Genomic DNA, 21,831 nt, shown 5'->3' with positions numbered 1-21,831 from the left:
TTAGTTATCGACTGATAACATGTCAACCGTGAGCCGAACCCGTCTGACCGCCGAAGAACGCCAGGAACAACTCGTCCAGGCGGCGGTCACCGCGTTCAGCGAGAGCGGCTACGCCGGCACCACGACCGACCAGATCGCCCGTCTGGCCGGCGTCTCCCAGCCGTACGTGATCAGGCTGTTCCGCACGAAGCAGGAGCTCTTCATCGCCGCCGTCGAGCGCGCCGGCGACGCGATCGAGGCGACCTGGCGCGCCGCGGCCGAGCGCGACCCCACCCTGGAGAGCCTCGGCGACGCGTACGGGGGACTGCTCGGCCGGCCCGAACTGATCACCATGTTGCTGCACGGCTTCGCGGCCAGCGGTGACCCGGCGATCGGCGACCCGGTCCGCGCCTGCTTCGGCAAGCTCTACGACGTCGTACGGGAACTGACCGGCGCCACGAACGAGGAGGCGCGCGACTTCTTCGCCATCGGCATGCTGCTGACCTGCCTGGGCGCGATGCGCGTGATCGGCCCCGCCGCCGTGCCCGCGCAACCGTGGGCGGCCGACCTGCTCGGCACCTTCGAGGGCCTCGAGAAGTAGTCAGATGTTGTGCCGGGTGTAGGCGGGCTCCCGCCAGCCCAGCATCGCCTCGGTCATGCGTACGGCGTCGACTGTCGCCCGGACGTCGTGGACGCGGACGATGCGCGCGCCGTGCAGGATGCTGAAGACCACGGCGGCGAGGGTGCCGGCCAGCCGTTCTGGCTGCTTCGCGTCCAGGGTCTCGCCGATGAAGTCCTTGTTGCTCACGGCGGCCAGCATCGGGTAGCCGATCGCGGCGATCTCGTCCAGGCGGCGGGTCAGCTCCAGCGAGTGCAGCGTGCTCTTGTTCAGGTCGTGGCCCGGATCGATGATGATCTGGTCGGGCCGTACGCCCCGGTCGAGCGCGACCTCGACCCGGGCGCGCAGGAATTCGGCCACCTCGGCGGTCACGTCGTCGTAGTGCGGGCTCGGCCACAGCGTGCGCGGCGCGGCCAGGCTGTGCGTGATCACGAGCTGGGCGTCGGTGCCGGCGACCACCTCGGCCATCGCCGGGTCACGCAGACCCGACGTGTCGTTGACGACCCCGGCACCTGCCTTGATCACCTCGGCGGCGACCTCGGGGCGGAACGTGTCGACCGAGACGGCCGTACGGGCTTTGGCGAACTCGACCACGGGGAGCACCCGGTCGAGTTCCTCGGCCGCGCTGACCTCGGGACCGGGCGCGAACGGGACCCCGCCGACGTCGATCCAGTCGGCGCCCGCGTCGGCCGCCGCACTTACCGCTTCCAGGGCATTTTCCAGCGCGAAGGTGCTGCCCCGGTCATGGAAGGAATCAGGGGTGCGGTTGACGATCGCCATCACCGCGACGCGACGCGAGAAATCGAACGGGCGGCCCGCGATGATCCGCGTACGGCTGAGCTCAGTCACGGTTGGGCAGGGTAACAGGCCAGCTCGGGACGGGTGTGCGGCGGTGTCGAGCATATTGAGCGGGCGAGGCGGGTACCCGAACAAAAACGGATCATGCGGCGCTTCGGCTTTTATTTGCACTGCGGAAACTATGTATGGGGGATGGTGGCGAGGGTAATGAATTCGATCGAGGGCGCAACGACGAATCCCCCTCGGAGGAAATTCATGAGCAGCGTGCCATCAGGCGGTCGCGGGCCGACCGACGCATATGCCGTCGACGAGCCGGCGCAGCCGAACTATCCCACGCAGACGTACCCGGCCGAGACCTACGGCACCCCGTCGGAGTCCGGTTCGGACAGTGGCGCCAAGCAGAAGGCCAAGGAGGTCGCGGCCCAGACCGGGCAGGCTTCCCGCGACGCGGCCGTCGACGTCAAGGACACGGCCAAGGAGCAGGCGGTTCGCGTCGGCCAGGAGGCCAAGTCGCAGGCCGGTAACCTCGTATCGGACGTGCGCGGACGGGTCAGCGACCAGGCGCGCACCCAGAACGACCGGCTGGTGAGCCAGATCAGGGACACCGCCGACCAGCTCGACGAGATGCGCGGCGACCGCGGCGACTCCCCCGCGGCGGCCGTGGTCACCCGGGTGGCCGAGGGCGGCCGGCAGATCGCGGACTACCTCGACCGCAACGGTCCCGAGGGTGTCCTGCGCGAGGTGCAGGACTTCGCCCGTCGCCGTCCCGGCGCTTTCCTGGCCACGGCGCTCGCCGCCGGCTTCGTCGTCGGCCGGCTCGGCAAGAGCGTGGCCAAGGCCGACCCCGACGCGGGAACCGAGAAGCCGGAAAGCGACTCGTACGTCTCGCGGCCGCAGACACCCGCCGTCGCGGATCCCTATGCGACCGCGCCCGGCTATGCGACCCCCGCCCTCGCCAACGGCACCGAGTACCCCGCCGGCACCGCCTATCCCGCCGGCGCCGAATACCCCGCCACGGCCACCGAATACTCCTCCACCGGCACCGGTACGCCGGCCGTCCGTGAGGAGTTCGTGGTCGAGAACCCGGAGCGTCAGCGATGACCGCGCCGCAGCGGCACGACGCCGACGAGGTCTCCGAGACCTCCATCGGCGATCTGATCGGCAACATCAGCAACGACCTCTCCACGCTCTTCCGGCAGGAGGTCGAGCTGGCCAAGGTCGAGCTCAAGCAGGAAGCGGCCAAGGCCGGTAAGGCGGGCGGCATGCTCGGCGGCGCCGCGTTCGCCGGCTACCTCGCCGTCGTCCTGCTCAGCTTCGCCGTGGTCTTCGCGCTCTCCGAGGTCATCCCGCCCGGCTGGGCGGCCCTGATCGTCGCGGTTCTGTGGGCCGCGGTCGGTGCCGTGCTCTACATGAACGGCCGCAAGCAGCTCAAGACCGTCGACCCCGTACCCCACCGCACCGTCGACACCCTCAAGGAGGACGCCCAATGGCTCAGGAACCCGACCGGCTGAAGCAGCAGATCGAGAGTACGCGGGCGTCGCTGACACGCGACGTCGACATGCTGGCCGAGAAGACAAGTCCGGCGAAGGCCGCGCAGCGACGGTGGACGTCGGTGAAGGAGAAGGTCATGGGCAGCAGCGACCATGCCAAGCACGCGGCCGGTGACCGGGCCTCGCAGGTCGGTGACAAGGCCTCCCAGGTCGGCAGCGCGGTCGGTGACAAGGCCTCTCAGGTCGGCGGTGCCGTCAGCGACAAGGCCTCGCAGGTCGGTGACGTGGCGACCGAGAAAGCCCACCAAGCGGCGGACGCCGTCCGCAGCGCGCCGCAGGCGGTCGCCTCGCAAACCCAGGGCAACCCCCTGGCCGCCGGCATCATCGCGTTCGGCGTGGGCCTGCTCGCCTCGACGCTGATCCCCGTGACCGACGCTGAGCGGCGGGCCGGGCAGCAGCTCAAAGACCACAGCGGCGACCTCACCGACAAGGTGAAGGACATGGCCGGGGAGATGAAGGACGACCTCGCCGGCAGCGCGCAGGAGGCCGTCGGTCAGGTCAAGCAGACCGCGCAAGAGGCCGTGCAGACGACCAAGGACACCGCCCGCTCCGACGCGCAGGACGTGCGTGAACAGGCAAAACAAGCCGCTTCGTAGCGGTGAGCCGCCGCCTCCCCCGCCCACCCAGGGGAGCCTGGCGACCCTACCCGAAGATCGAGCCGGTCCCCGTTCGGGGGCCGGCTCGCGGGGTTTGCGCCGCTCGGGGCGGGGAAGCTCACCCCGTATGAGACTCGGATACAAACTGGCCGCCGAGGCCTTCGGACCCAAGGAGCTGATCCGCCAGGCGATCCGCGCCGAGCAGGCCGGATTCGACTTCGTGGAGATCAGCGACCACTACCATCCGTGGCTCGACGTGCAGGGCCACTCGCCGTTCGCGTGGAACGTGCTCAGCGCGATCGCCGTCAAGACCGACCGGATCGGCATCGCCACCGGCGTCACCTGCCCGAGCGTCCGCTACCACCCGGCGATCGTCGCGCAGGCCGCGGCGACCCTCGCGATCATCTCGGACGACCGGTTCACGCTCGGCATCGGCGCGGGGGAGCGGCTCAACGAGCACGTCGTCGGCCAGGGCTTCCCCAGCGTGCGGGGCCGGCACGAGCGGCTGGCCGAGGCGCTCGACATCATCAATCTGCTCTGGCGGGGCGGCTACCGGTCGTACGAGGGAAAGCACCTGCGGCTCGAGGACGCGCAGGTCTTCGATCTGCCCGAGAAACTGCCGGTGGTCGCGGTGGCGGCCGGCGGCAAAAAGGCCGCCGAGCTGGCGGCGACGCACGGCACGGGCCTCTTCGCGACGGAGCCGCGTGCCGACCTGGTCGAGACGTTCACGAACGCGGGCGGTCAGGGGCCGAAGTACGCCGAGGCGTCGGTGGCGTGGGCACCGTCGAAGGACGCGGCGATCAAGGCCGCGCACGAGACCTCGCGGTGGGCGGTGACCGGCTGGAAGGTGATGGCCGAGCTGCCCAATCCGGTGAACTTCGAGGCCGCGTCGGCGACCGTACGGCCCGAGGACGTCGCCGAGCAATTCGTCGCCGGGCCCGATCCCGAGCCGTACGTGAAAAAGGTCGCCGAGTACCAGAAGGCGGGTTACGACCATATCGCCCTCATGAACGCCGGACCGGATCCTGACGGGTTCTTCGATTTCTTCGAAAAGGAGCTCAAGGGCCGACTCACCCGTTGAGGGGGCTTGCGGCCGGACGGGCCGGGTATTGCCAGACACCGTGACCTTGACGCCCGAGGTCCACGGAGCCCGCCTCGAGACCGACCGCGTGACGGTCGTGATCGCCACCCGCAATCGGAGTGACCGCCTGCGGGAGACGGTGCCGCACCATCGGGCGCTGGTGATCCTGGTCGACAACGCGTCGGACGAGGCGCCGCCGACGTTCGACGGGGTCGATGTGGTGCGTCTGCCGGAGAACCGGGGTGCCGCCGCGCGCAACGTCGGGGTGCGAAAGGCGCTTACGCCGTACGTGGCCCTCGCGGACGACGATTCCTACTGGGAACCCGGATCGCTGGCTCGCGCCGCTGCCCTGCTCGACCAGCACCCGGCGGCGGCCTTGCTGACGGCCCGGGTCGTCGTGGGGGCCGAGGGGCGGGAGGACCCGGTGTCGACGGCGATGGCCGCCTCGCCGCTGGGCACGCCGCCCGGGGCGGCGGGCCCGTCCGTGCTGGGTTTCCTCGCGTGCGCGATCGTCGTGCGGCGGGACGCCTTTCTGGCGGTCGGCGGGTTCCAGCCGCGGTTGTTCGTCTACGGCGAAGAGGCGCTGCTGGCGATGGACCTGGCCGCGTCGGGGCACGAACTGTCGTACGTGGAGGATCTGGTCGTGCGGCATCTGCCGCTGCCTTCGGGCCGGGACAACGAAGCCCGCGTGCGCACCGAGGTCCGCAACAGGGTGCTGACGGCCATGCTGCGCCGGCCGCCGGGAGTGGTCGCCGGCCTGCTCGCCGGCGCTCTGCGGGAGAATCCGCGCGGCGCGTTCGACGCGCTGAGCCAATCCGCGTGGGCCCTGCGGAACCGGCGACCGTTGCCGCGTCAGGTGGAAGCAGACCTGCGGCGTCTCGAATGACCGCAGCGGGCCCGCCGGGCGAGCCGGTCACCAGCCGCCGGGAGGGGCCTCCAGGTGGACGGCTCGGACCGCGGTCATCTCGTCGAGGAGTTCGGGGCCGTAACCGAAGCCTTGGCCGCTGCCGCCGCGGGGGTGCGCCGCTCCGCCGGGGGCGCCACCGAAGACGGCGTTGATTTTGACGGTGCCCGCCGGAAGCTGCCGCCAGGCACGCTGGGCGTTGCTCATCGACGGGGTCAGCACGGTCGCGGCCAGGCCGTACGGCGAGTCGGCCGCTCGCGTCAGGGCCTCGTCGAACGAGCCGACCGTGATGACGGGCGCGACCGGGCCGAACGTCTCCTCGCGGACGACCGGCATGTCGTCGGTGCAGTCGGCCAGGACCGTCGGCGGGTAGTAGGCGCCGGGGCCGGTGGGGGCTGCCCCTCCGCGTACGGCCCGGGCACCCGCCTTGATCGCCTGCTGCACCTGCTCGTCCACGGCGTCGCGCAGGCGGCGGTCGACCAGCGGGCCGATCTTCGGCGCCCACTCGTCGGCCGCCCGGGCCAGGTGGTCGAGGAACTCGGCGGCGACAGCACGGTGGACGTAGACGCGTTCGACCGCCACGCAGATCTGGCCCGAGTTGACGAAGGCGCCCAGCGCGGCCTGCGACGCCGCCCACGACGGGTCGACCCCGGAGTCGACGATCAGGGGATCGCTGCCGCCGTTCTCGAGCAGGGCCTTCGCACCGGTGCGGGCGCACGCGGCGGCGATCGAGCGGCCGGTGGCGGTCGAACCCACCTGGGCGACCACGTCGACGGCGGAGGCCGCGAGGGCCGCTCCGACGGGACCGTCGCCGTTGAGCAGATTGAGGACGCCGTGCGGGAAATGCGGCGCGAGCAATCGGGTGAGGTGCCAGCCGGTCGCCGGCGTACGCTCGCTCGGCTTGTAGACGACCGTGTTGCCGGTGACCAGGGCCGCGCCGAGCAGCCCGCACGACACCGCGACCGGATCGTTCCAGGGCGTGATGACGGCGACCACCCCGCGCGGGCCGTAGGCCATGAGGTCGATCGCGTCGTCGTTGCCGGCCAGCGCGCGCCCGCGGTGGGTGGGGCCGAGTTCGGCGTACTGCCGCAGGGTGCCGACACCGGCCAGGATCGACTCCCGGGCGCCGTCGACCGGTTTGCCCATCTCGGCGGTCATCATCGCGGCCAGCTCGTCCGCGGCCGCCTCCACCGCGGTGGCGGCCGCGTGCAGGGCCGTCGCACGAGCTGACGGTGCGGTCGCGGCCCGGCCCGGGGCAGCCGACCGGGCCGCTCGCACGGCCGCCGCGACGTCCTGGTCGCCGGAGACCGGAATCGTCGTCACCGGAGTGTCGTCCGCCGGATCAAAAACGGTTGCCGTACGGCCCGAATTGCCCGGTCCCCAGACGCCTGCCACGTATTGCTCCACCTTGAACATGCTCGGGCGTTTGCCCTGGCGCAAAGAATTCAAACTCGCTTCGCTGTGCCTATCAGTGCAGGTGGGGAGGGGTTCAAGATTGTTTAGGAGAAGTCGAGGATCTTGTGAATAGGAGTGCGAACCACGGGTATCCGGGCCGCCATGCGAGTGCTGGGAATCAATGCGATCTTCCATGATCCGTCCGCCGCGCTGGTCGTCGACGGACAGATTGTGGCCGCCGCGGAAGAGGAGCGGTTCAGCCGCCGCAAGCACGGCAAGCGGCCGGTTCCGTTCGCGGCCTGGGAGCTGCCCGAGATGGCCGCCGCCTGGTGCCTGGAGCAGGGCGGGCTGCGCCCCGGCGACCTCGACGTGGTCGCCTACTCCTTCGACCCGGGACTCAGTCGCGACGCGGGGAGCCTCGGCCTCGACGACCCGTGGGACCACCTGCGGGTCGACTACGCCCGGCGGGCACCGCAGTTCCTGGCCGCCGCGCTGCCGGGGCTCGACCCCGAGCAGGTCCGATTCGTGCCGCACCACGTCGCGCACGCCGCGTCGGCCGGGTTGTCGGTGGCCGAGGACAGCGCGGTGCTCGTGCTCGACGGGCGCGGGGAGGTCGCCAGCCACCTGGCCGGCGCCTATCGCGGCGGGCAGCTCGAGATCGCGAAGAGCCAGCAGTTGCCTCACTCGCTGGGGTTGCTCTACGAGGACCTGACCCGGCACCTGGGCTTCCTGCACTCCAGCGACGAGTACAAGGTGATGGCGCTGGCGTCGTACGGGAAGCCGAAGTTCCTCGGTCTGCTGCGCGAGCTCGTGCGGGCGACCGGCGACGGCGGGTTCGTGGTGGAGCGCATCGACTGGGACGCGTTGGCCAAAGCCCGCACGGCCGACGGTGAAATGACCGAGATCCATGCTGATTTGGCATCGAGCGTGCAGACGCGGCTGGAGGAGGTGCTCCTTGACCTGGCGCGCTGGACGCATGACGCGTCGGGTGGGCTCACGACGCTGACGATGGCCGGCGGGACCGCGCTGAACTGCGTGGCGAACGCGCGGATCGCGGCCGAGGGGCCGTTCGAGCGGGTGTGGGTGCAGCCGGCGGCCGGGGATTCGGGTACGGCTCTGGGCGCGGCGCTGGCCGTCGCCGGGCGCAACGTGCCGTTCGGATCGGCGGCGCTGGGGCGGGGGTGGACCGACGATGAGCTGGAGGCCGAGCTGGTCAGGGCGGCGCTGCCCTACAGCCGGCCTTCGTCGATCGCGGCCGAGGCGGCCCGCGTGCTGGCGGGCAACGGGATCGTCGCCTGGTATCAGGGGCGCAGCGAATTCGGGCCCCGCGCGCTCGGGCACCGGTCGCTGCTGGCGCATCCGGGGGACCCCGACACCCAGACCCGGATGAACGACGTGAAGGGCCGCGAGCAGTTCCGTCCGATCGCGCCGATGGTCCGCGCGGAGATGTTCGACGACATCTTCGAGGGCGTCTTTCCCAGCCCGTTCATGCTTTTCGTGCATCGCGTGAAGCCCGGGTGGAGGGACCGCATCCCGGCGGTCACGCACGTCGACGGCACGGCCCGCGTGCAGACCGTCCACACCGAGACCGAGCCGCTGGTGGCCGAGATGCTCGCCGAGTTCGAGCACCTCACCGGCCTGCCGGTCGTCGTCAACACGTCGCTGAACACGGCCGGCCGCCCGATGGTCGACACGCCCCGCGAAGCCATGGAGTTGTTCGGCTCGGCCCCGGTCGACCTGCTGGCGATCGGCCCGTTCGCCGTCCACCGGGCAAAGGCGTTCGGAGCATGACAGCGGCTGCCGGCCCGGGTCGTGGTGCCTCGGGCGGAAAGGTCCGGGGTGTGACGGCGGCTGACGCGACCGACGGCGATCGGGGCGTCGCGGTGACTGTCGTGGTTCCTACGCTCGGCCGGGAGAGCCTGGGTGAGCTGGTCGTGGCGGTGGCTCCGGGGCTGGCTGAGCACGGGTTCGAGCTGCTGGTGGTGGATGACCGGCCGGTGCCGGAGCCACCGTTGCGGGTGGCCGCGACCGTCGTGCGTGGACCGGCCAAGGGGCCGGCGGCCGCGCGTAATGCCGGGTGGCGGGTGGCGCGGGGCGAGTGGGTCGCGTTTCTCGACGATGACGTGCTGCCTGACCCGGACTGGGCCGAACGCCTCGCCGGGGATTTGGCGCGAGTGGGCGAAAACGTCGGAGGGGTGCAGGGTGTGCTGCGCGTGCCGCCGCCGTCCGGGCGGCGGCCCACCGACTGGGAGCGGGTGACCGCGGGGCTCGCCGACGGCGCCTGGATCACCGCCGACATGGCGTACCGCCGGGAGGCGCTGGAGCGCTGCGGCGGCTTCGACGAGCGTCTGCCGCGGGCGTTCCGGGAGGACGCCGAGCTTGCCTACCGCGTTCGTCGCGACGGCTGGACGCTGCGGCGCGGGCAGCGCCGGGTCACGCATCCGGTGCGGGTCGAGAGCCGGTGGGTCAGCCTGCGCACCCAGCGAGGCAACGCCGACGATGCGCTGTTGCGCCGCCTCTACGGGCCGGGCTGGCGCGAGTCGCTCGACATTCCGCCCGGTCGCCGTCACCGACATGCAGCGATCACGGTCGCCGGGCTGACCGCGTTCGCGGCCACCGCCGCCCGCCGGCCCCGGCTCGCCGCGGCGGCCGCGATGATCTGGACGGCCGGGACCGCCGAGTTCGCGGTCGCCCGCGTCGCGCCCGGCCCGCGCGACCCGCGCGAGGTCGCGACGATGCTGGCGACCAGCGCTTGCATCCCGGCCGCGGCGACCCTGCACTGGCTGCGCGGCTGGTGGAGGTGGCGGGCGGTCCGGCCGGCCTTGAACGCGGGCCGGCGCGTGGATGCGTACTCGCCGGGCTCGGAGGCGGTGGCCCGCCCATGAGCGAGCTGTTCGACGCTGTCCTGTTCGACCGGGACGGCACGTTGGTCGTGGACGTTCCCTACAACGGCGATCCCTCGCTGGTGGAGGCGATGCCCGGTGCTCGGGCGGCGCTCGACCGGCTGCGCGCGGCCGGAATGCGGCTGGGCGTGGTCACCAACCAGTCGGGCCTCGCCCGTGGCCGGTTCACCGACGCTGAGCTCAAGGCCGTCAACCTCCGTGTCGAGGAGTTGCTCGGCCCGTTCGACGACTGGCAGATCTGCCCCCACGACGACGACGCCCGTTGCCGCTGCCGCAAGCCCGCCCCGGGCCTGGTCACGGCAGCCGCCGAGGCCCTCGGCACGACCCCGGGCCGCTGCGTGGTGGTCGGCGACATCGGCCGCGACATGCAGGCCGCGCTGGCCGCCGGCGCCGCCGGGATCCTCGTGCCGGCTCCGATCACGCTGCCGGGTGAGATCGCTGCCGCCCCGGCCGTCGCCGCCGATCTGACCGCGGCCGTCGAGCTGATCCTGCGGCGCGAAGAACTGGTGACCCCGGCGCCGCGTCCCGCGAGAGCGCGAACCGTCCTGGTCGTGCGGTCCGATTCCGCCGGGGACGTGCTGGTCACCGGGCCTGCGATCCGGGCGGTCGCCGCGGGCGCCGAGCGGGTCGTGCTGCTCTGCGGCCCGCGGGGACGGCACGCGGCCGAGCTGCTGCCCGGCGTCGACGAGATCGTCGAGTGGCGGCTGCCCTGGATCGACCCACGGCCCGGCCCGGTCGATCCGGACGACCTGGCCGCCCTCACCGAACGGCTGCGGGCCACCGGCGCGAGCGAGGCCGTCGTCTTCACCTCGTACCACCAGTCGGCGCTGCCCCTGGCCCTGCTGCTGCGCACGGCCGGGATCGGCCGGATCACCGCGATCAGCGAGGACTATCCCGGTTCGCTGCTCGACGTGCGGCACCGCGGTGTCCCCGACGGCCTGCCCGAACCCGAGCGGGCGCGCAGCGTCGCGGCCGCGGCCGGCTTCGGGCTGCCCCGGGCGGACGACGGCGCGCTCCGGGTCGTCGCCACGGCCGCCACCGCCGCCACGGCCGCCACGGCGAAAGACGGTTACATCGTGGTGCATCCCGGTGCCAGTTGCGAGGCCCGATCCTGCCCGCCCGAGACGCTGCACCGGGTCGTCGCCGCGCTCAAGGCCGCCGGGCACCGCGTCCTCGTCACCGCGGGACCGGGGGAGCGGCTGCTGGCCGCCTACGTCAGCGGCGACGACGCCCACGCCGCTAAAGGGACCGTCGGCCGCACCAGCATGGCCGAGCTCGCCACCATCCTCTCCGGCGCTGCCTGCGTAGTCGTCGGCAACACCGGCCCGGCCCACCTGGCCGCCGCCGTCGGCACCCCCGTGATCAGCCTTTTCGCTCCCACCGTCCCCTACGGACAGTGGGGCCCCTACCGCGTGCCCGCCGTACGTCTCGGCGACCCGGCCGCGCCCTGCCGTGACACCCGCGCCACGACCTGCCCGGTCGACGGCCACCCCTGCCTGTCCACCATCGAACCGGCGGAGGTGGTCGCCGCCGTGGCACGGCTTGCCATACCCGCCGAGATTGCCGAGGCCGCCGCGTGAACATCCTCCTGTGGCACGTGCACGGCTCCTGGACCACCTCTTTCGTCCAGGGCAAGCACCGCTACCTGATCCCCGTCAACGACGCCCGCGACGCGTGGGGCCGAGGCCGGGCCCGCACCTTCGATTGGCCCGCTTCGGTCGAGGAGCTCCCGCTGGACCGGATCGCCGACGCCGACGTCGCGATCGTGCAGCGCCCCGAGGAGCTCGATCTCGTACCGCCGGGTGTGCCGGTCGTCTATGTGGAGCACAACACCCCCAAGGACGGCGGCCGGCACCCGATGGCCGACCGGGACGACCTGGTCGTCGCGCACGTGACCCACTTCAACGACCTGTTCTGGGACACCGGCGGCACCCGCACGACCGTCGTGGAGCACGGCATCGTCGAGCCCAGGGCACGCTGGACCGGCGAGCTGGACCACCTCGCCGTGGTGACCAATGAGCCCGTACGCCGCCGGCGTGTCACCGGCACCGACCTGTTCCCGAGATTCGCCGAGGTCGCGCCGCTGGACGTCTTCGGCATGGGCGTCGAGGGTTTGCGCGGCCGGCGGATCACCCCGTTCGACGACCCGCCGCAGCACGAGATGCACGCCCAGGTCGCGCGCCGCCGGGCGTACCTGCACCTGTGCCGCTGGACCTCGCTCGGGCTCAGCCTGATCGAGGCCATGCAGATGGGCATGCCCGTCATCGGGCTGGCCACCACCGAGGCGGTCGTCGCCGTGCCACCGGACGCCGGGGTGCTCGACACCCGCGTCGCCACGCTCGTCGAGGCCGCGCACTGGCTGATGGAGGACGACGCCGCGGCCGCTCAGCTCGGCGCCCGGGCCCGCCAGGTCGCCCTCGCCCGTTACGGCCTGGACCGGTTCCTCGCGGACTGGGACCGCCTGCTCGAGGAGGAAACATGCGCGTCGCGATGATCTCGGAACACGCCAGCCCGCTCGCGGCTCTCGGCGGCGTCGACGCGGGCGGCCAGAACGCCCACGTCGCCGAACTGGCCGGGGCGCTGGCGGCGGCCGGCCACCAGGTGCGCGTCTACACCCGCCGCGACAGCGACGACCTGCCCACGGTGACGCCGATGGGGGAGCGTCTCGATGTCGTGCACGTGCCGGCCGGGCCGGCGACCGTGCTGCCCAAGGACGAGCTGCTGCCGTTCATGGGTGCCTTCGCCGAGTGGCTGGCCGACGACTGGCGCACCGAGTGGCGTCCCGACGTGGCCCACGCCCATTTCTGGATGAGCGGGCTGGCCGCGGTCACCGCCGGGCGCCGCTGCGACGTGCCGGTGCTGCAGACCTATCACGCTCTCGGCTCGGTCAAGCGCCGCCATCAGGGTCTGGCCGACACCAGCCCGCCGCGCCGGGTCGCCTACGAGCGCGAGCTGGGCCGGGCCGTCGACCGGGTGATCGTGCAGTGCCGCGACGAGGTGCGCGAGCTGCTGCGCCTCGGCGTGCCCCGTTCGAGCATGCGGCTGGTCCCCTCCGGCGTGAACGTCGAGCGGTTCCGCCCCGACGGTCCGGCCGTGCCCCGCGACGGGAGGCTGACCCGCATCCTCACCGTGGCGCGGCTGGTCGAGCGCAAGGGCGTCGAGGATCTCGTACGCGCCCTGCCCGCCGTGCCGAACGCCGAGCTGGTGGTGGTCGGCGGCCCGCTCGACGGCGACCTCGCGTCCAAGCTGCGCCGGGTTGCCGTCCGGTGCGGGGTGGCCGACCGGGTCGAGCTGGCCGGGGCGGTCCCGTCGCACGAGATGCCGCTCTGGTACCGCTCGGCCGACATCGTCGCGGCGACCCCCTGGTACGAGCCCTTCGGCCTGACCGTCATCGAGGCGATGGCCTGCGGCGTCCCGGTCGTCGCGTCCGCGGTCGGCGGCCTCGCCGACACCGTGGTCGAGGGCGTGACCGGCGACCTGGTGCCCGCCCGCGACCCGGCCCGCCTCGCGGTGGCGCTGCGCCGACTGGCCGCCGACGACGTACGCCGCCTCTCCTACTCGGCCGCGGCCGTCGACCGCGCCGTGCACTCCTATTCCTGGCCCCGCATCGCCGACCGGCTCGCCGACGTCTACGCGAGCATCGCCGGGGTCACCGTCGAATCCTCCCGGGAGGCAGTCGCCTGATGGAAACCCCCGACCTGACCCCCACCGACGCGCACCTGACCGCGCTGGCCGTGGCGCTCATCCCCTTTCGCGCGTGTTCCGGCCGTCTTGCCCGCTGGGGCGCCGACCTCGCCTGGCACCTGGGCCAGGGTGGACGCCTGCTGGTGGCGGGCAACGGCGGCAGCGCGGCCGAGGCCCAGCATCTCGCGGCGGAACTGGTCGGCCGGCTGCGCGACGAGCGCCGTCCGCTGTCGGCGATCGCGCTCACCCCGGACTCGTCGGCGGTCACCGCGATCGGCAACGACTACGGCTTCGAGGAGATCTTCGCCCGGCAGGTGCGCGCCCACGGCCGTCCCGGCGACGTGCTGCTGACCCTGTCCACCAGCGGCAGTAGCCCCAACCTGCTCGCCGCGGTGCGGGCCGCCAAGGAGTGCGGGATGCGGACGTGGGCGATGACCGGGCAGTCCGGCCCGCTCGCCGACGCCAGCGACGAGGCGCTGCGGTGCCCGTCGCCGGACAGCCAGGTCGTCCAGGAGCTGCACCTGATCTCGGTCCACCTGATGTGCGAATACCTCGACCGGGCGTTGACCGTCCCTTTCGTCGAGCTCGAGATGGAGGTCGGCGTATGAGGCTGGTCATCGTCGGGGACACCCTGCTCGACAAGGACGTCGACGGCACCGTACGCCGCATCGCCCCGGACGCCCCCGCACCGGTGCTCGACGAGGAGCACGTCGGGGAACGGCCGGGCGGCGCGGGCCTGGCCGCCCTGCTGGCCGCGCAGTCGGGCCAGGAGGTCGCGCTGGTCACCGCCCTCGCCGACGACGCGGGTGGCGCCCGGCTCAGCGAACTGCTCACCGAGGCCGGGGTGGCGGTCTTCGCCCTGCCGCTGCCCGGCGCGACCCCCGAGAAGGTGCGGCTGCGCGCGCACGGCCAGGTGCTGCTGCGCCTCGACCGCGGCGGCGACCCGGAACGGCCCGGCGACGCACCCCCGGCCGTGCTGGAGTTGCTGCGCGACGCCGGGGCGATCCTGGTCAGCGACTACGGCCGCGGCGTCGCCCGGCATCCCGAGCTGCGCCGCGCGATCGGCGAGAGCCGCGCGGCCGTCGTCTGGGACCCGCACCCGAACGGGCCACCGCCGGTGCCCAACGCCCGCCTGGTCACCCCGAACCTCGCCGAGGTGCGCAAACTGTCGGGCGACGCGGGCAACGGCTCGACCCTCGCGGTGGCCCAGCGCGGCGGACAGGCGCTGCGGCAGCGGTGGCGGGCCGGTGCGGTCGTCGTCACCTGCGGCGCCGACGGCGCGGTGCTCTGCCACTCGGGCACGGCCCCGTTGGTCGTGCCGGCCCCCGCTATCGCCGCCGGGGACACCTGCGGCGCCGGGGACCGGTTCGCGGCGACCGCCGCGCTCGCGCTCGCCCGGGGCGATCTCGTCTCCGAGGCCGTGCAGCGGGCGGTCGCGGCCGCGTCGGCGTACGTGGGAAACGGCGGCGTGACCGTGGCGCTGAAGGCGCACCGCGAGCCCGAACCGGTGGCGCCGGAACGCATCGGCGCCGGCCAGGCCGGGCGGCTCGCGGCCGAGGTGCGCGCGCGGGGCGGGACGGTGGTGGCCACCGGCGGCTGCTTCGACCTGTTGCACGTCGGTCATCTCGCGACCCTGCGCGCGGCCCGTAAGCTCGGCGACTGCCTGATCGTCTGCCTCAACAGCGACGACTCCGTACGCGGGCTCAAGGGCCTTGAACGCCCGCTGAACCCCGAGACCGACCGGGCCCGGCTGCTCGCCGCGCTCGACTGCGTCGACGCCGTCGTCGTCTTCGGCGAATCCAGCCCCGAGGCCGTCCTCACCTGGCTGCGGCCCGACGTCTGGGTCAAGGGCGGCGACTACGACTCCGTCCCCGAATCCGAGCTGGTCGAGCGCTGGGGCGGACGGACCGTCTTCGTGCCCTACCTCGACGGCCGCTCCACCACCGGCACCATCGCCGCGGCCCGCGCCGCCACCATCTGAGAGGCACCAAGCATGGACGCAGTCATCATCACCGGCGGTTCGAGCGGGCTCGGCGCCGCCGTCGCCGATGCCGTGGTCAAGGCCGGCGGCCGCCCGTTCGTCATCGACCGTCAGGCCCCCGCCGACGGCGTCGCCTGGATCGAGTGCGACCTGGCCGACACCCGCGCGGCCGAGGCCGCCACGCGCCGCGCGATCGAGCAGGCCGGAGGCAGCATCGACGGCGTCGTCACCGCGGCCGGCATGGACGTTCCCGGCGCCCTGGCCGACCTCCCCGGCGAGACCTGGGACCGGATCGTCACCATCGACCTGCTCGCCACCGCCGCGGTCATCCGGGCCGCGATCCCGGCGCTGAAGCAGTCGCACGGCGGCATCGTCACCGTCGCCTCCACACTCGGGGTCAAGGCGGTCAGCGACGCCACCGCCTACTGCGCGGCCAAGTTCGGGGTGGTCGGTTTCACCCGGGCGCTCTCGGCCGAGCTGGCCGGACAGGTCAACGTCACCCTGGTCATTCCGGGCGGGATGCGAACGAAGTTCTTCGACGAGCGCGACGAGCAGTACAAGCCGGGGCCGGACGCGATCCTCAACGACCCGGCCAACGTCGCCGGCGCCATCATGTTCGCGCTCGGCCAGCCGCGCGGCTGCGCGATCCGCGAGCTCGTCATAGCCGCCGAGACCGAGACCTCGTACCCGTGATCCTCGTCCTCCGCGACCTCGGGGTGGGCGACCTGGCGACCGCGGTGCCCGCCCTGCGCGGGCTCCGCGCCGCCTTCCCGGGAGAGACCCTGGCCCTGGCCGCGCCGGACTGGCTGACCCCGCTGATCGAGCTCATCGGCGGCGTCGAGCGGGTCGGGCCGCTGCCCCGAGCCCGGCTCGCCGTCAACCTCCACGGCGGCGGGCCCGAGTCGCACCGGCGGCTGGCAGGCACCCGTCCGGCTGAGATGTGGGCGTTTACCTGCGCGGACGCGGGGCATCAGGACGGTCCGCCCTGGATCGAGGAGGAGCACGAGGTGCAGCGCTGGTGCCGGCTCGTCCGTCACTACGGCGTCGCGGCCGACGAGTCCGATCTGTCGCTGACGGCGCCGAACTCCGCCGCGCCCGGCGCGACGATCATCCACCCGGGCGCCAAGTCACCATCGCGTCGCTGGCCCGTCGATCGCTATGCGGCCGTCGCCCGGGCGTTGCGCGCGGCGGGCCATCACGTGCTGATCACCGGTTCCGCCGCCGAGAGAGATCTGACCGTACGGGTGGCCGAGCGCGCCGGTCTGAGCGGCGACGCGACGCCGGACACCGGGTTGGGCGAACTCGCCGGGCTCGTGGCGCACGCCCGGCTCGTCGTCAGCGGGGACACCGGCGTCGCCCACCTCGCCACCTCATTCCGTACGCCCTCAGTGGTCTTGTTCGGGCCGATGTCGCCCGCCCGCTGGGGGCCGCCCGCCCGGCCGTGGCACCGGGCGATCTGGCACGGCACCCGCAGCGAACGCGGGGACAGCCCGGAACCCGGAGTTCACCCGGCTCTGCTCGCCGTCCAGCCCGACGAGGTCCTGATCGCGGCGAGGGAGGTGACCGGTGCGACTGCGGCGTACGAGGCAGGGAAAGTGGTCGGCAAGCCGGGCGAGAAGGCCGTTCGTGAGCTGCTCGACGACTGATTGCCGCTGCGGGGCGGGCGGCGCGGTGGGAGCATCACGGGTATGACCGTCATCGCCACGCTCACCGTCGAAAGGCCGTCGGGGCACTGGATCGACCGGGCCCGGGCGTACCAGATCGTCGTCGACGGCGCGGTGAAAGGCGTCGTGCGCTGCGGGCGGGAACTGTCGCTGGCCCTGCCGCCCGGCCCGCACACCGTGCGCGCCCGCCTCGACTGGACCGGCAGCGACCCCCTGCCCGTCCACCTTGGACCGGGAGCGACGGTGCGGCTGCGCGTCGAGCCACGCGGTGCCCGACATGCGGTCGGACGGCGCTACCTGCGCCTGACCAAGATATGAGGCCTCGCATCCTGATCACGAACGACGACGGGGTGGCGGCGCCGGGGATCCGGGCGCTGGCCCTCGCGGTGGCGCGCGATCACGAGGTGGTGGTGGCCGCACCCCGTGAGGAACAGAGCGGGATGAGCGCGGCGCTGACGGCGGTGGCCGACGACGGGCAGATCGTGGTTTCCCCGTACGACCTGGCGGGCCTGACGGCGTACGCGGTGGCGGCCTCACCGGCGTACATCGTGGTCTTGGCCTCTCTCGGGGTCTTCGGGCCGCCGCCGGACCTCGTGGTCTCGGGCATCAACCGGGGCGCCAACGCCGGACGGGCGGTGCTGCACTCGGGGACGGTCGGGGCGGCGCTGACCGCGGCCAACAACGGGATCCGCGGGCTGGCGGTGTCGCTGGATGTGCTCAACCCCACGTCGGCCGGGTCGCCCGCTACGGGTGGCAACGCGATCGTGGTGCCGGCCGACGAGGACCTGCACTGGGAGACCGCGGCTTCGGCGGCCGTGATGCTGCTCGGCGCGCTGATCGCGGCGCCCGACCGCACGGTGCTCAACCTCAACGTGCCCGACCGTGGCGAGGTGGCGCCGCTGCGGGAGGCGACGCTGGCCTGGTTCGGGCAGGCGCAGCTCGCGGTGGCCGAGGCGGGGGAGGGCTTCGTGCGCACGAGCATCGAGCGCAGCGGCGACGAACTGGTCCCGGGAACCGACATGGCGCTGCTGGCCGAGGGCTTCGCGACGGTCACCGCGATCCGGCCACCGGCCGAGGTGTCCGGGGTGCGGATCCCGGCGCAGCGTCCGGCTTCCACCTGACGGCGAGTACCGCGAGGCCGATCAACGCCGGCACGCGGATGTAGGGGGTCATCAGCGGTTCCCACAGCATCGTGAACATGCCGGTGCCGCTGATCTCCGCGATGTCGGCGACGAGCAGGATCGTGACGATCACGGTGTGCGGGGTCAGCAGGACCAGGCCGAGGACACCGGGTTTCCTCGCGAATCGGCGCGCGACTGCCCAGGCGAGCAGACCCCCGGCGAGCCAGAAGGCGACGGACAGGACCTGCGCCGGCCAGGGCTCGGCGCGTTCCACCACGACGAGGGGCGAGTTGATTTCGTACGTGGGGTGGACGGTCAGCCGCCAGTCGTCGTGGGCGGCCGTGAGCCGGTCGCCGTCGGTCGCGCCCGTGCGCCACCCGACCGATTCCAGTCGCCGGGCGACCGGGACGAGGTCGGCGACGGGGGTGTGGATCTCGATTTCGATGGAGCCGGGGCCGTATTCGTCGTCGCCGAGGAGGACCGCGCCGGGAGCGGGGTGCTCGGAGCCGGCCAGGAAATCGGTGCGGATGTCCTCGGTGAAGGACGCGCCGGGGAATGCGGCGGTCATGATCGAGCGGACTTGGGACTCGGTGGGCAGATCGGGCGCGTACGTCCATCCGAGGCGGGCGCCGGCGGCGGCGGTGAACGCGGCTGTCGTCAGGGCCAGCCACAGCAGAAGCAGGGTCCTCAACACTCGTCCTGTCTCGGGCGGGTGATCATCGCAGACGGCCTGAGTGTCCTTTCGAGGCGGACCGTGCCGGCGGTCGCGAGGGGGAGCAGCGCGGCCGCGGCGATGGCCAGGAGCAGGCGGGACTCGCTGAACAGGGCGGTTGCCGGCAGGAGCATGACGGCCAGAACCGTTGCGGGCCAGGCTGTGCGGGCCCAGGGGCGGCCGTCGACGGGGAGCAGGGCGGCCAGGACCAGCCAGATCTGGTGGTGGGTCCAGGAGACGGGGCTGAGCACCACGCTCGCGGCGCCCAGGACGATGACGGCGGTCAGGGGGTCGGGGTGGCGGGCGGCTCTGCGAAGGGCGGCGACGGCGATCGTGCCGCCGACGGCCAGGACCAGGACCGTACGGGCGTGGGCGTTGACTTCGAGGCGCAGGAGAGCGCCGTTCAAGGACTGGTTGCCCGCGCCGGTGATGTGGCCGAGGCGGGTGACCTCGAAGACCTTGTCGGTCCAGAACGTCCAGGAATCGCCGGGCAGGGCCAGGACGGCGATCAGGGCGCAGCCGGCGAAGGTCGCGAGGGCACGGGCGGCGGCGGGTTTGCGGGCGGTGCACCAGAGCAGCGGGATGAAGATCAGCGGGGTCAGTTTGACGGCGGCGGCCAGGCCGATCAGGACGCCGTGCCAAGGGGTGCGGCGCAGGGCCAGGAAGTCGGCCAGGACCAGGGCGGCCAGGAAGATGCTGACCTGGCCGTACTTGACGTCGGAGGAGACGGGCGCGGAGAGGACCAGGGCCACGGCGGCGACGGCGGCTGGGATATCCGGGCGGTGCCGGGTCACCAGGATCGCCAGGGCGGCGACGGTGCTCAGGGTGGCGAGGGTCCAGCCGATCTGGACCAGGCCGACGGGGAGCCAGGTCAGCGGGGTGAAGAGCAGCGCGGCGAAAGGTGGGTAGGTGAAAGGCGCGGCGCCTCGGGTGAAGTCGTAGAGGCCGGCGCCGTCGGCCAGGCCGGAGACCGCGCCCAGATAGACGGAGAGGTCGGTCAGGCGGGCGCCGGGCGGTTTCCAGAAGGCCGCCAGCGCTGTGGCCGTGGCCGCCGCAGCGGCGAGTCCCCAGATCCGTCGGTTACCCATGCTCGGAACACTACATAGGGTGTGAGCTGTCAGGAAGGGCTGTGGCGACTTCGTTATTCGGGGGCGGCGACGGCCCGCATGGCCAGCACGGCGGCCAGGAGCGCGACCGCGCCGAGCCCGACCGGATGCTCGGCGAAGCCGAATCCGAACGCTGTCGTGTTGTCGATCAGGCGGTGCAGTACGGCATCGGCGTCCGTGCTCGCGACCGGAAGCAGCGGGGTGACGGCGAGGGCGGCGAGGGCTGCCGCCAGGCCGACGACCGTACGGCTCCACTCGGTCATCGGGCGCGCCCGGCTCGGACTGCCGAGGGCCCGGGCCAGCACGAACGCCGTGCAGAGCAGCAGCGGGCCGGTCATGACCGCGGCGTTGGCCAGCAGGATCTCGGAGGCGTGAAAGGCCGGGCCCGACGCGCTCAAGCCACCGAAGACCGCGGCACCATCGGGGAAGTGCGGGCCGAAGGACACCGTGCCGCCGGGCAGCAGCGAGAGCGGGAACCAGGCGGGCGCTGTCCAGGCAGGGACGCCGAGCGCGGCGGCCGCGTGCGCCGAGCCCGCGATCGTCGCGAGTTCCAGCGTGGCCAGGCCCCCTGCGACAACGGCCCAACGCCGACGGGCCAGCCTCAGCACCAGGGCGAGCCCGGCCACCCAGGTCAGAACGGCCGGGGCGAGGTCGGCCGCGCCCATGAACGGCATCACCGGCACGGGGTTGCCGGCCAGCAGGAACGCGAACAGCGCGACCCCGAGCAGCACGACCGACCCGCGCACCCGGCGGCCGAGCGCGGCCAGCCCGGCGACGCCGGCCAGGAGCAGGGCGGGAGTCGAGCCGCGCGCGATGTTGGTCGACACCGCGGCCAGCAGGGTGACGCCGGCCGCGGCCGCTGCCGCTCGGCCGAGGGTTTGCGCCCGCTCGGGCCACGAGGGCTCGTCGACCGCGGGGGAGACCATGAGCGAGCCCGCGAAGGTCAGCTTCCGGTAGGCCGACCGTGGCCCGGTGATGGCGGCGAGCTCGGCCAGCCATTCGTCGCGCAGAAGCGGCCCGAGGTCGGCCGGCCAGCGCCGGGCGGCCACCGAGACGGCCGCCCGGGCGAGCCGGTCGTGCGGTCTCATCACGCCTCCCGCACGCGGCCGGCCGGGCCCGGGGCCATCTGCCGTCGCATGAGGGCGACCTCTCGCTGGGCGACGGCGGCGCCCTCGGCGGTGAGCACGTAATAGCGCCGGCTCGGACGGCCCTCGGCGGCCGGGTCGATCTGTTCCCACGACGACTCGACCCAGCCGGCCCGCTCGAAGCGGGCCAGGATCGGATAGAGCGTGCCGCTGGGCAGGCCGGTCTGCTGCATCAGCTCGAGCCCGTAGCGTTGCGCGCCCGGCTCGGCGAGCAGCCCCGCGAGGACTTTCAGCACCGACGCCGTGATCCGCGGCTCACCCATGTACGCACCCTACATAGGGGTGGCGCCGCCGACCAGCTCCCGCGCCCCAGTCGACCGCGACCACCGGGCCGGCGCTCGTGCCGCCGTACAGGCCGTCGATCAACAGCCACAACCGCTCGGCCAGCACGGGTTCCGCGCCCAGGGCGGCCACCAGCTCGTCGACCTGGCGCCGGGTGTCGCGCAAAGAGGCCCGCGCTACTGAGGCGGGTTCTAAGCGCCTGGCCAGAAGTTTTGTCCGTAACCCGGCGGCAGCCAGGGTGAGGTCCAGGGCGCGGCGGTGGTCAGGTTCTGGCTGTCGGTGCGGTGCTGGAAGAAGGCATGGGCTTGGCG

Annotated in this window: 24 protein-coding genes and 1 pseudogene; 17 read left to right on the top strand and 8 right to left on the bottom strand. The window is 72.9% G+C overall.

Translation table 11 applies throughout. The annotated features are described in order from the left end of the window. Positions 1-19: 19 nt before the first annotated feature. Positions 20-580: a TetR/AcrR family transcriptional regulator gene (locus EER30_RS41200; protein ID WP_127507361.1), complete on the top strand. Its 561-nt coding sequence runs from the start codon at positions 20-22 to the stop codon at positions 578-580. Here EER30_RS41200 and folP read toward each other — a convergent pair whose 3' ends face one another. Then, a complete protein-coding gene (gene folP / locus EER30_RS41195; RefSeq protein WP_432417594.1) occupies positions 581-1,378 on the bottom strand; it encodes a dihydropteroate synthase in 798 nt (265 codons plus the stop codon). It abuts the gene before it with no gap. A 273-nt stretch (positions 1,379-1,651) separates the two neighbouring features. On the opposite strand from folP, the gene EER30_RS41190 reads away from it, so the two are divergent. The 5 genes from EER30_RS41190 (at position 1,652) to EER30_RS41170 (ending at position 5,509) form a co-directional block, all read left to right on the top strand. Beyond that, positions 1,652-2,497: a hypothetical protein gene (locus EER30_RS41190; protein WP_205650644.1), complete on the top strand. Its 846-nt coding sequence runs from the start codon at positions 1,652-1,654 to the stop codon at positions 2,495-2,497. Further along, the gene (locus tag EER30_RS41185; protein ID WP_127507357.1) at positions 2,494-2,907 is read left to right on the top strand and encodes a phage holin family protein; all 414 of its coding nucleotides are present in this window, start codon (positions 2,494-2,496) and stop codon (positions 2,905-2,907) included. The genes EER30_RS41190 and EER30_RS41185 overlap by 4 nt, the downstream gene beginning before the upstream one ends. Then, positions 2,883-3,542 carry a DUF3618 domain-containing protein gene (locus tag EER30_RS41180; RefSeq protein ID WP_127507355.1) on the top strand — a complete coding sequence of 220 codons (660 nt, stop codon included), beginning with the start codon at positions 2,883-2,885 and terminating at the stop codon, positions 3,540-3,542. Before EER30_RS41185 ends, EER30_RS41180 begins: the two co-directional genes overlap by 25 nt. 127 nt (positions 3,543-3,669) lie before the next feature. Next, the gene (locus EER30_RS41175; protein ID WP_127507353.1) at positions 3,670-4,623 is read left to right on the top strand and encodes a TIGR03557 family F420-dependent LLM class oxidoreductase; all 954 of its coding nucleotides are present in this window, start codon (positions 3,670-3,672) and stop codon (positions 4,621-4,623) included. Positions 4,624-4,663: 40 nt separating this feature from the next. After that, a complete protein-coding gene (locus EER30_RS41170; protein ID WP_240670637.1) occupies positions 4,664-5,509 on the top strand; it encodes a glycosyltransferase family 2 protein in 846 nt (281 codons plus the stop codon). A 27-nt stretch (positions 5,510-5,536) separates the two neighbouring features. On the opposite strand, the gene EER30_RS41165 is transcribed toward EER30_RS41170, so the two are convergent. Continuing rightward, positions 5,537-6,943, bottom strand: a complete 1,407-nt coding sequence (locus tag EER30_RS41165) for an aldehyde dehydrogenase family protein (protein ID WP_127507351.1) — start codon at positions 6,941-6,943, stop codon at positions 5,537-5,539. Positions 6,944-7,084: 141 nt separating this feature from the next. On the opposite strand from EER30_RS41165, the gene EER30_RS41160 reads away from it, so the two are divergent. The 11 genes from EER30_RS41160 to surE are packed head-to-tail and all read left to right on the top strand — an operon-like array spanning position 7,085 to position 18,275. Beyond that, positions 7,085-8,713, top strand: a complete 1,629-nt coding sequence (locus tag EER30_RS41160) for a carbamoyltransferase family protein (protein WP_127507349.1) — start codon at positions 7,085-7,087, stop codon at positions 8,711-8,713. Positions 8,714-8,763: 50 nt separating this feature from the next. Then, positions 8,764-9,807 carry a glycosyltransferase family 2 protein gene (locus EER30_RS41155; protein WP_240670636.1) on the top strand — a complete coding sequence of 348 codons (1,044 nt, stop codon included), beginning with the start codon at positions 8,764-8,766 and terminating at the stop codon, positions 9,805-9,807. Then, the gene (locus EER30_RS41150) at positions 9,804-11,405 is read left to right on the top strand and encodes an HAD-IIIA family hydrolase (protein ID WP_127507345.1); all 1,602 of its coding nucleotides are present in this window, start codon (positions 9,804-9,806) and stop codon (positions 11,403-11,405) included. Before EER30_RS41155 ends, EER30_RS41150 begins: the two co-directional genes overlap by 4 nt. Continuing rightward, positions 11,402-12,319 carry a glycosyltransferase gene (locus EER30_RS41145; protein ID WP_127507343.1) on the top strand — a complete coding sequence of 306 codons (918 nt, stop codon included), beginning with the start codon at positions 11,402-11,404 and terminating at the stop codon, positions 12,317-12,319. The genes EER30_RS41150 and EER30_RS41145 overlap by 4 nt, the downstream gene beginning before the upstream one ends. Then, complete coding sequence (locus tag EER30_RS41140) at positions 12,304-13,509, top strand: glycosyltransferase (protein WP_127507341.1); 1,206 nt, start codon at positions 12,304-12,306, stop codon at positions 13,507-13,509. Before EER30_RS41145 ends, EER30_RS41140 begins: the two co-directional genes overlap by 16 nt. Further along, the gene (locus EER30_RS41135; protein ID WP_127507339.1) at positions 13,509-14,117 is read left to right on the top strand and encodes a D-sedoheptulose-7-phosphate isomerase; all 609 of its coding nucleotides are present in this window, start codon (positions 13,509-13,511) and stop codon (positions 14,115-14,117) included. Before EER30_RS41140 ends, EER30_RS41135 begins: the two co-directional genes overlap by 1 nt. Next, positions 14,114-15,490 (top strand): PfkB family carbohydrate kinase, encoded by a 1,377-nt coding sequence (locus EER30_RS41130; protein WP_127507337.1) that lies wholly within the window; start codon positions 14,114-14,116, stop codon positions 15,488-15,490. The genes EER30_RS41135 and EER30_RS41130 overlap by 4 nt, the downstream gene beginning before the upstream one ends. A 12-nt stretch (positions 15,491-15,502) precedes the next feature. Beyond that, positions 15,503-16,183, top strand: coding sequence for an SDR family oxidoreductase (locus tag EER30_RS41125; protein WP_127507335.1), 681 nt, complete (start codon positions 15,503-15,505; stop codon positions 16,181-16,183). Continuing rightward, the gene (locus EER30_RS41120; protein ID WP_127507333.1) at positions 16,180-17,136 is read left to right on the top strand and encodes a glycosyltransferase family 9 protein; all 957 of its coding nucleotides are present in this window, start codon (positions 16,180-16,182) and stop codon (positions 17,134-17,136) included. Before EER30_RS41125 ends, EER30_RS41120 begins: the two co-directional genes overlap by 4 nt. Before the next feature lie 42 nt (positions 17,137-17,178). After that, positions 17,179-17,472, top strand: a complete 294-nt coding sequence (locus tag EER30_RS41115; protein ID WP_127507331.1) for a hypothetical protein — start codon at positions 17,179-17,181, stop codon at positions 17,470-17,472. Beyond that, a complete protein-coding gene (surE, locus tag EER30_RS41110; protein ID WP_127507329.1) occupies positions 17,469-18,275 on the top strand; it encodes a 5'/3'-nucleotidase SurE in 807 nt (268 codons plus the stop codon). Before EER30_RS41115 ends, surE begins: the two co-directional genes overlap by 4 nt. Here surE and EER30_RS47640 read toward each other — a convergent pair. From EER30_RS47640 to EER30_RS49835, 6 genes and pseudogenes are all read right to left on the bottom strand, one after another. After that, complete coding sequence (locus EER30_RS47640) at positions 18,205-18,966, bottom strand: hypothetical protein (RefSeq protein ID WP_164842675.1); 762 nt, start codon at positions 18,964-18,966, stop codon at positions 18,205-18,207. The genes surE and EER30_RS47640 overlap by 71 nt on opposite strands. Continuing rightward, positions 18,963-20,075, bottom strand: a complete 1,113-nt coding sequence (locus tag EER30_RS41105; protein WP_240670635.1) for a glycosyltransferase 87 family protein — start codon at positions 20,073-20,075, stop codon at positions 18,963-18,965. The genes EER30_RS47640 and EER30_RS41105 overlap by 4 nt, the downstream gene beginning before the upstream one ends. A gap of 53 nt (positions 20,076-20,128) precedes the next feature. Then, positions 20,129-21,181 carry a hypothetical protein gene (locus EER30_RS41100; protein ID WP_127507327.1) on the bottom strand — a complete coding sequence of 351 codons (1,053 nt, stop codon included), beginning with the start codon at positions 21,179-21,181 and terminating at the stop codon, positions 20,129-20,131. After that, entirely contained in the window at positions 21,181-21,501 is a 321-nt protein-coding gene (locus tag EER30_RS41095; RefSeq protein WP_127507325.1) for a PadR family transcriptional regulator, read from the bottom strand. The genes EER30_RS41100 and EER30_RS41095 overlap by 1 nt, the downstream gene beginning before the upstream one ends. Further along, positions 21,494-21,685, bottom strand: coding sequence for a hypothetical protein (locus EER30_RS41090; RefSeq protein WP_205650643.1), 192 nt, complete (start codon positions 21,683-21,685; stop codon positions 21,494-21,496). The genes EER30_RS41095 and EER30_RS41090 overlap by 8 nt, the downstream gene beginning before the upstream one ends. Positions 21,686-21,711: 26 nt before the next feature. Beyond that, positions 21,712-21,831: pseudogene (locus EER30_RS49835) on the bottom strand (IS630 family transposase); the annotation flags it as partial.

This window comes from Actinoplanes solisilvae (assembly GCF_003999975.1).
GTDB classification, from domain to species: Bacteria; Actinomycetota; Actinomycetes; order Mycobacteriales; family Micromonosporaceae; genus Actinoplanes; species Actinoplanes solisilvae.
Note: the sequence above shows the minus strand (reverse complement) of the source record. Positions and strands in the feature narration are given on the sequence as shown.

Bases quoted from the DNA above. Each gene is read 5' to 3' on its own strand.
- EER30_RS41140 (WP_127507341.1), top strand. From the start codon at position 12,304: ATGCGCGTCGCGATGATCTCGGAACACGCCAGCCCGCTCGCGGCTCTC.
- EER30_RS41105 (WP_240670635.1), bottom strand. From the start codon at position 20,075: ATGGGTAACCGACGGATCTGGGGACTCGCCGCTGCGGCGGCCACGGCC.
- surE (WP_127507329.1), top strand. From the start codon at position 17,469: ATGAGGCCTCGCATCCTGATCACGAACGACGACGGGGTGGCGGCGCCG.
- EER30_RS41185 (WP_127507357.1), top strand. From the start codon at position 2,494: ATGACCGCGCCGCAGCGGCACGACGCCGACGAGGTCTCCGAGACCTCC.
- EER30_RS41125 (WP_127507335.1), top strand. From the start codon at position 15,503: ATGGACGCAGTCATCATCACCGGCGGTTCGAGCGGGCTCGGCGCCGCC.
- EER30_RS41130 (WP_127507337.1), top strand. From the start codon at position 14,114: ATGAGGCTGGTCATCGTCGGGGACACCCTGCTCGACAAGGACGTCGAC.
- EER30_RS41200 (WP_127507361.1), top strand. From the start codon at position 20: ATGTCAACCGTGAGCCGAACCCGTCTGACCGCCGAAGAACGCCAGGAA.
- EER30_RS41135 (WP_127507339.1), top strand. From the start codon at position 13,509: ATGGAAACCCCCGACCTGACCCCCACCGACGCGCACCTGACCGCGCTG.
- EER30_RS41095 (WP_127507325.1), bottom strand. From the start codon at position 21,501: ATGGGTGAGCCGCGGATCACGGCGTCGGTGCTGAAAGTCCTCGCGGGG.
- EER30_RS41190 (WP_205650644.1), top strand. From the start codon at position 1,652: ATGAGCAGCGTGCCATCAGGCGGTCGCGGGCCGACCGACGCATATGCC.
- folP (WP_432417594.1), bottom strand. From the start codon at position 1,378: ATGGCGATCGTCAACCGCACCCCTGATTCCTTCCATGACCGGGGCAGC.
- EER30_RS41180 (WP_127507355.1), top strand. From the start codon at position 2,883: ATGGCTCAGGAACCCGACCGGCTGAAGCAGCAGATCGAGAGTACGCGG.
- EER30_RS41175 (WP_127507353.1), top strand. From the start codon at position 3,670: ATGAGACTCGGATACAAACTGGCCGCCGAGGCCTTCGGACCCAAGGAG.
- EER30_RS41150 (WP_127507345.1), top strand. From the start codon at position 9,804: ATGAGCGAGCTGTTCGACGCTGTCCTGTTCGACCGGGACGGCACGTTG.
- EER30_RS41100 (WP_127507327.1), bottom strand. From the start codon at position 21,181: ATGAGACCGCACGACCGGCTCGCCCGGGCGGCCGTCTCGGTGGCCGCC.
- EER30_RS41115 (WP_127507331.1), top strand. From the start codon at position 17,179: ATGACCGTCATCGCCACGCTCACCGTCGAAAGGCCGTCGGGGCACTGG.
- EER30_RS41160 (WP_127507349.1), top strand. From the start codon at position 7,085: ATGCGAGTGCTGGGAATCAATGCGATCTTCCATGATCCGTCCGCCGCG.
- EER30_RS41165 (WP_127507351.1), bottom strand. From the start codon at position 6,943: ATGTTCAAGGTGGAGCAATACGTGGCAGGCGTCTGGGGACCGGGCAAT.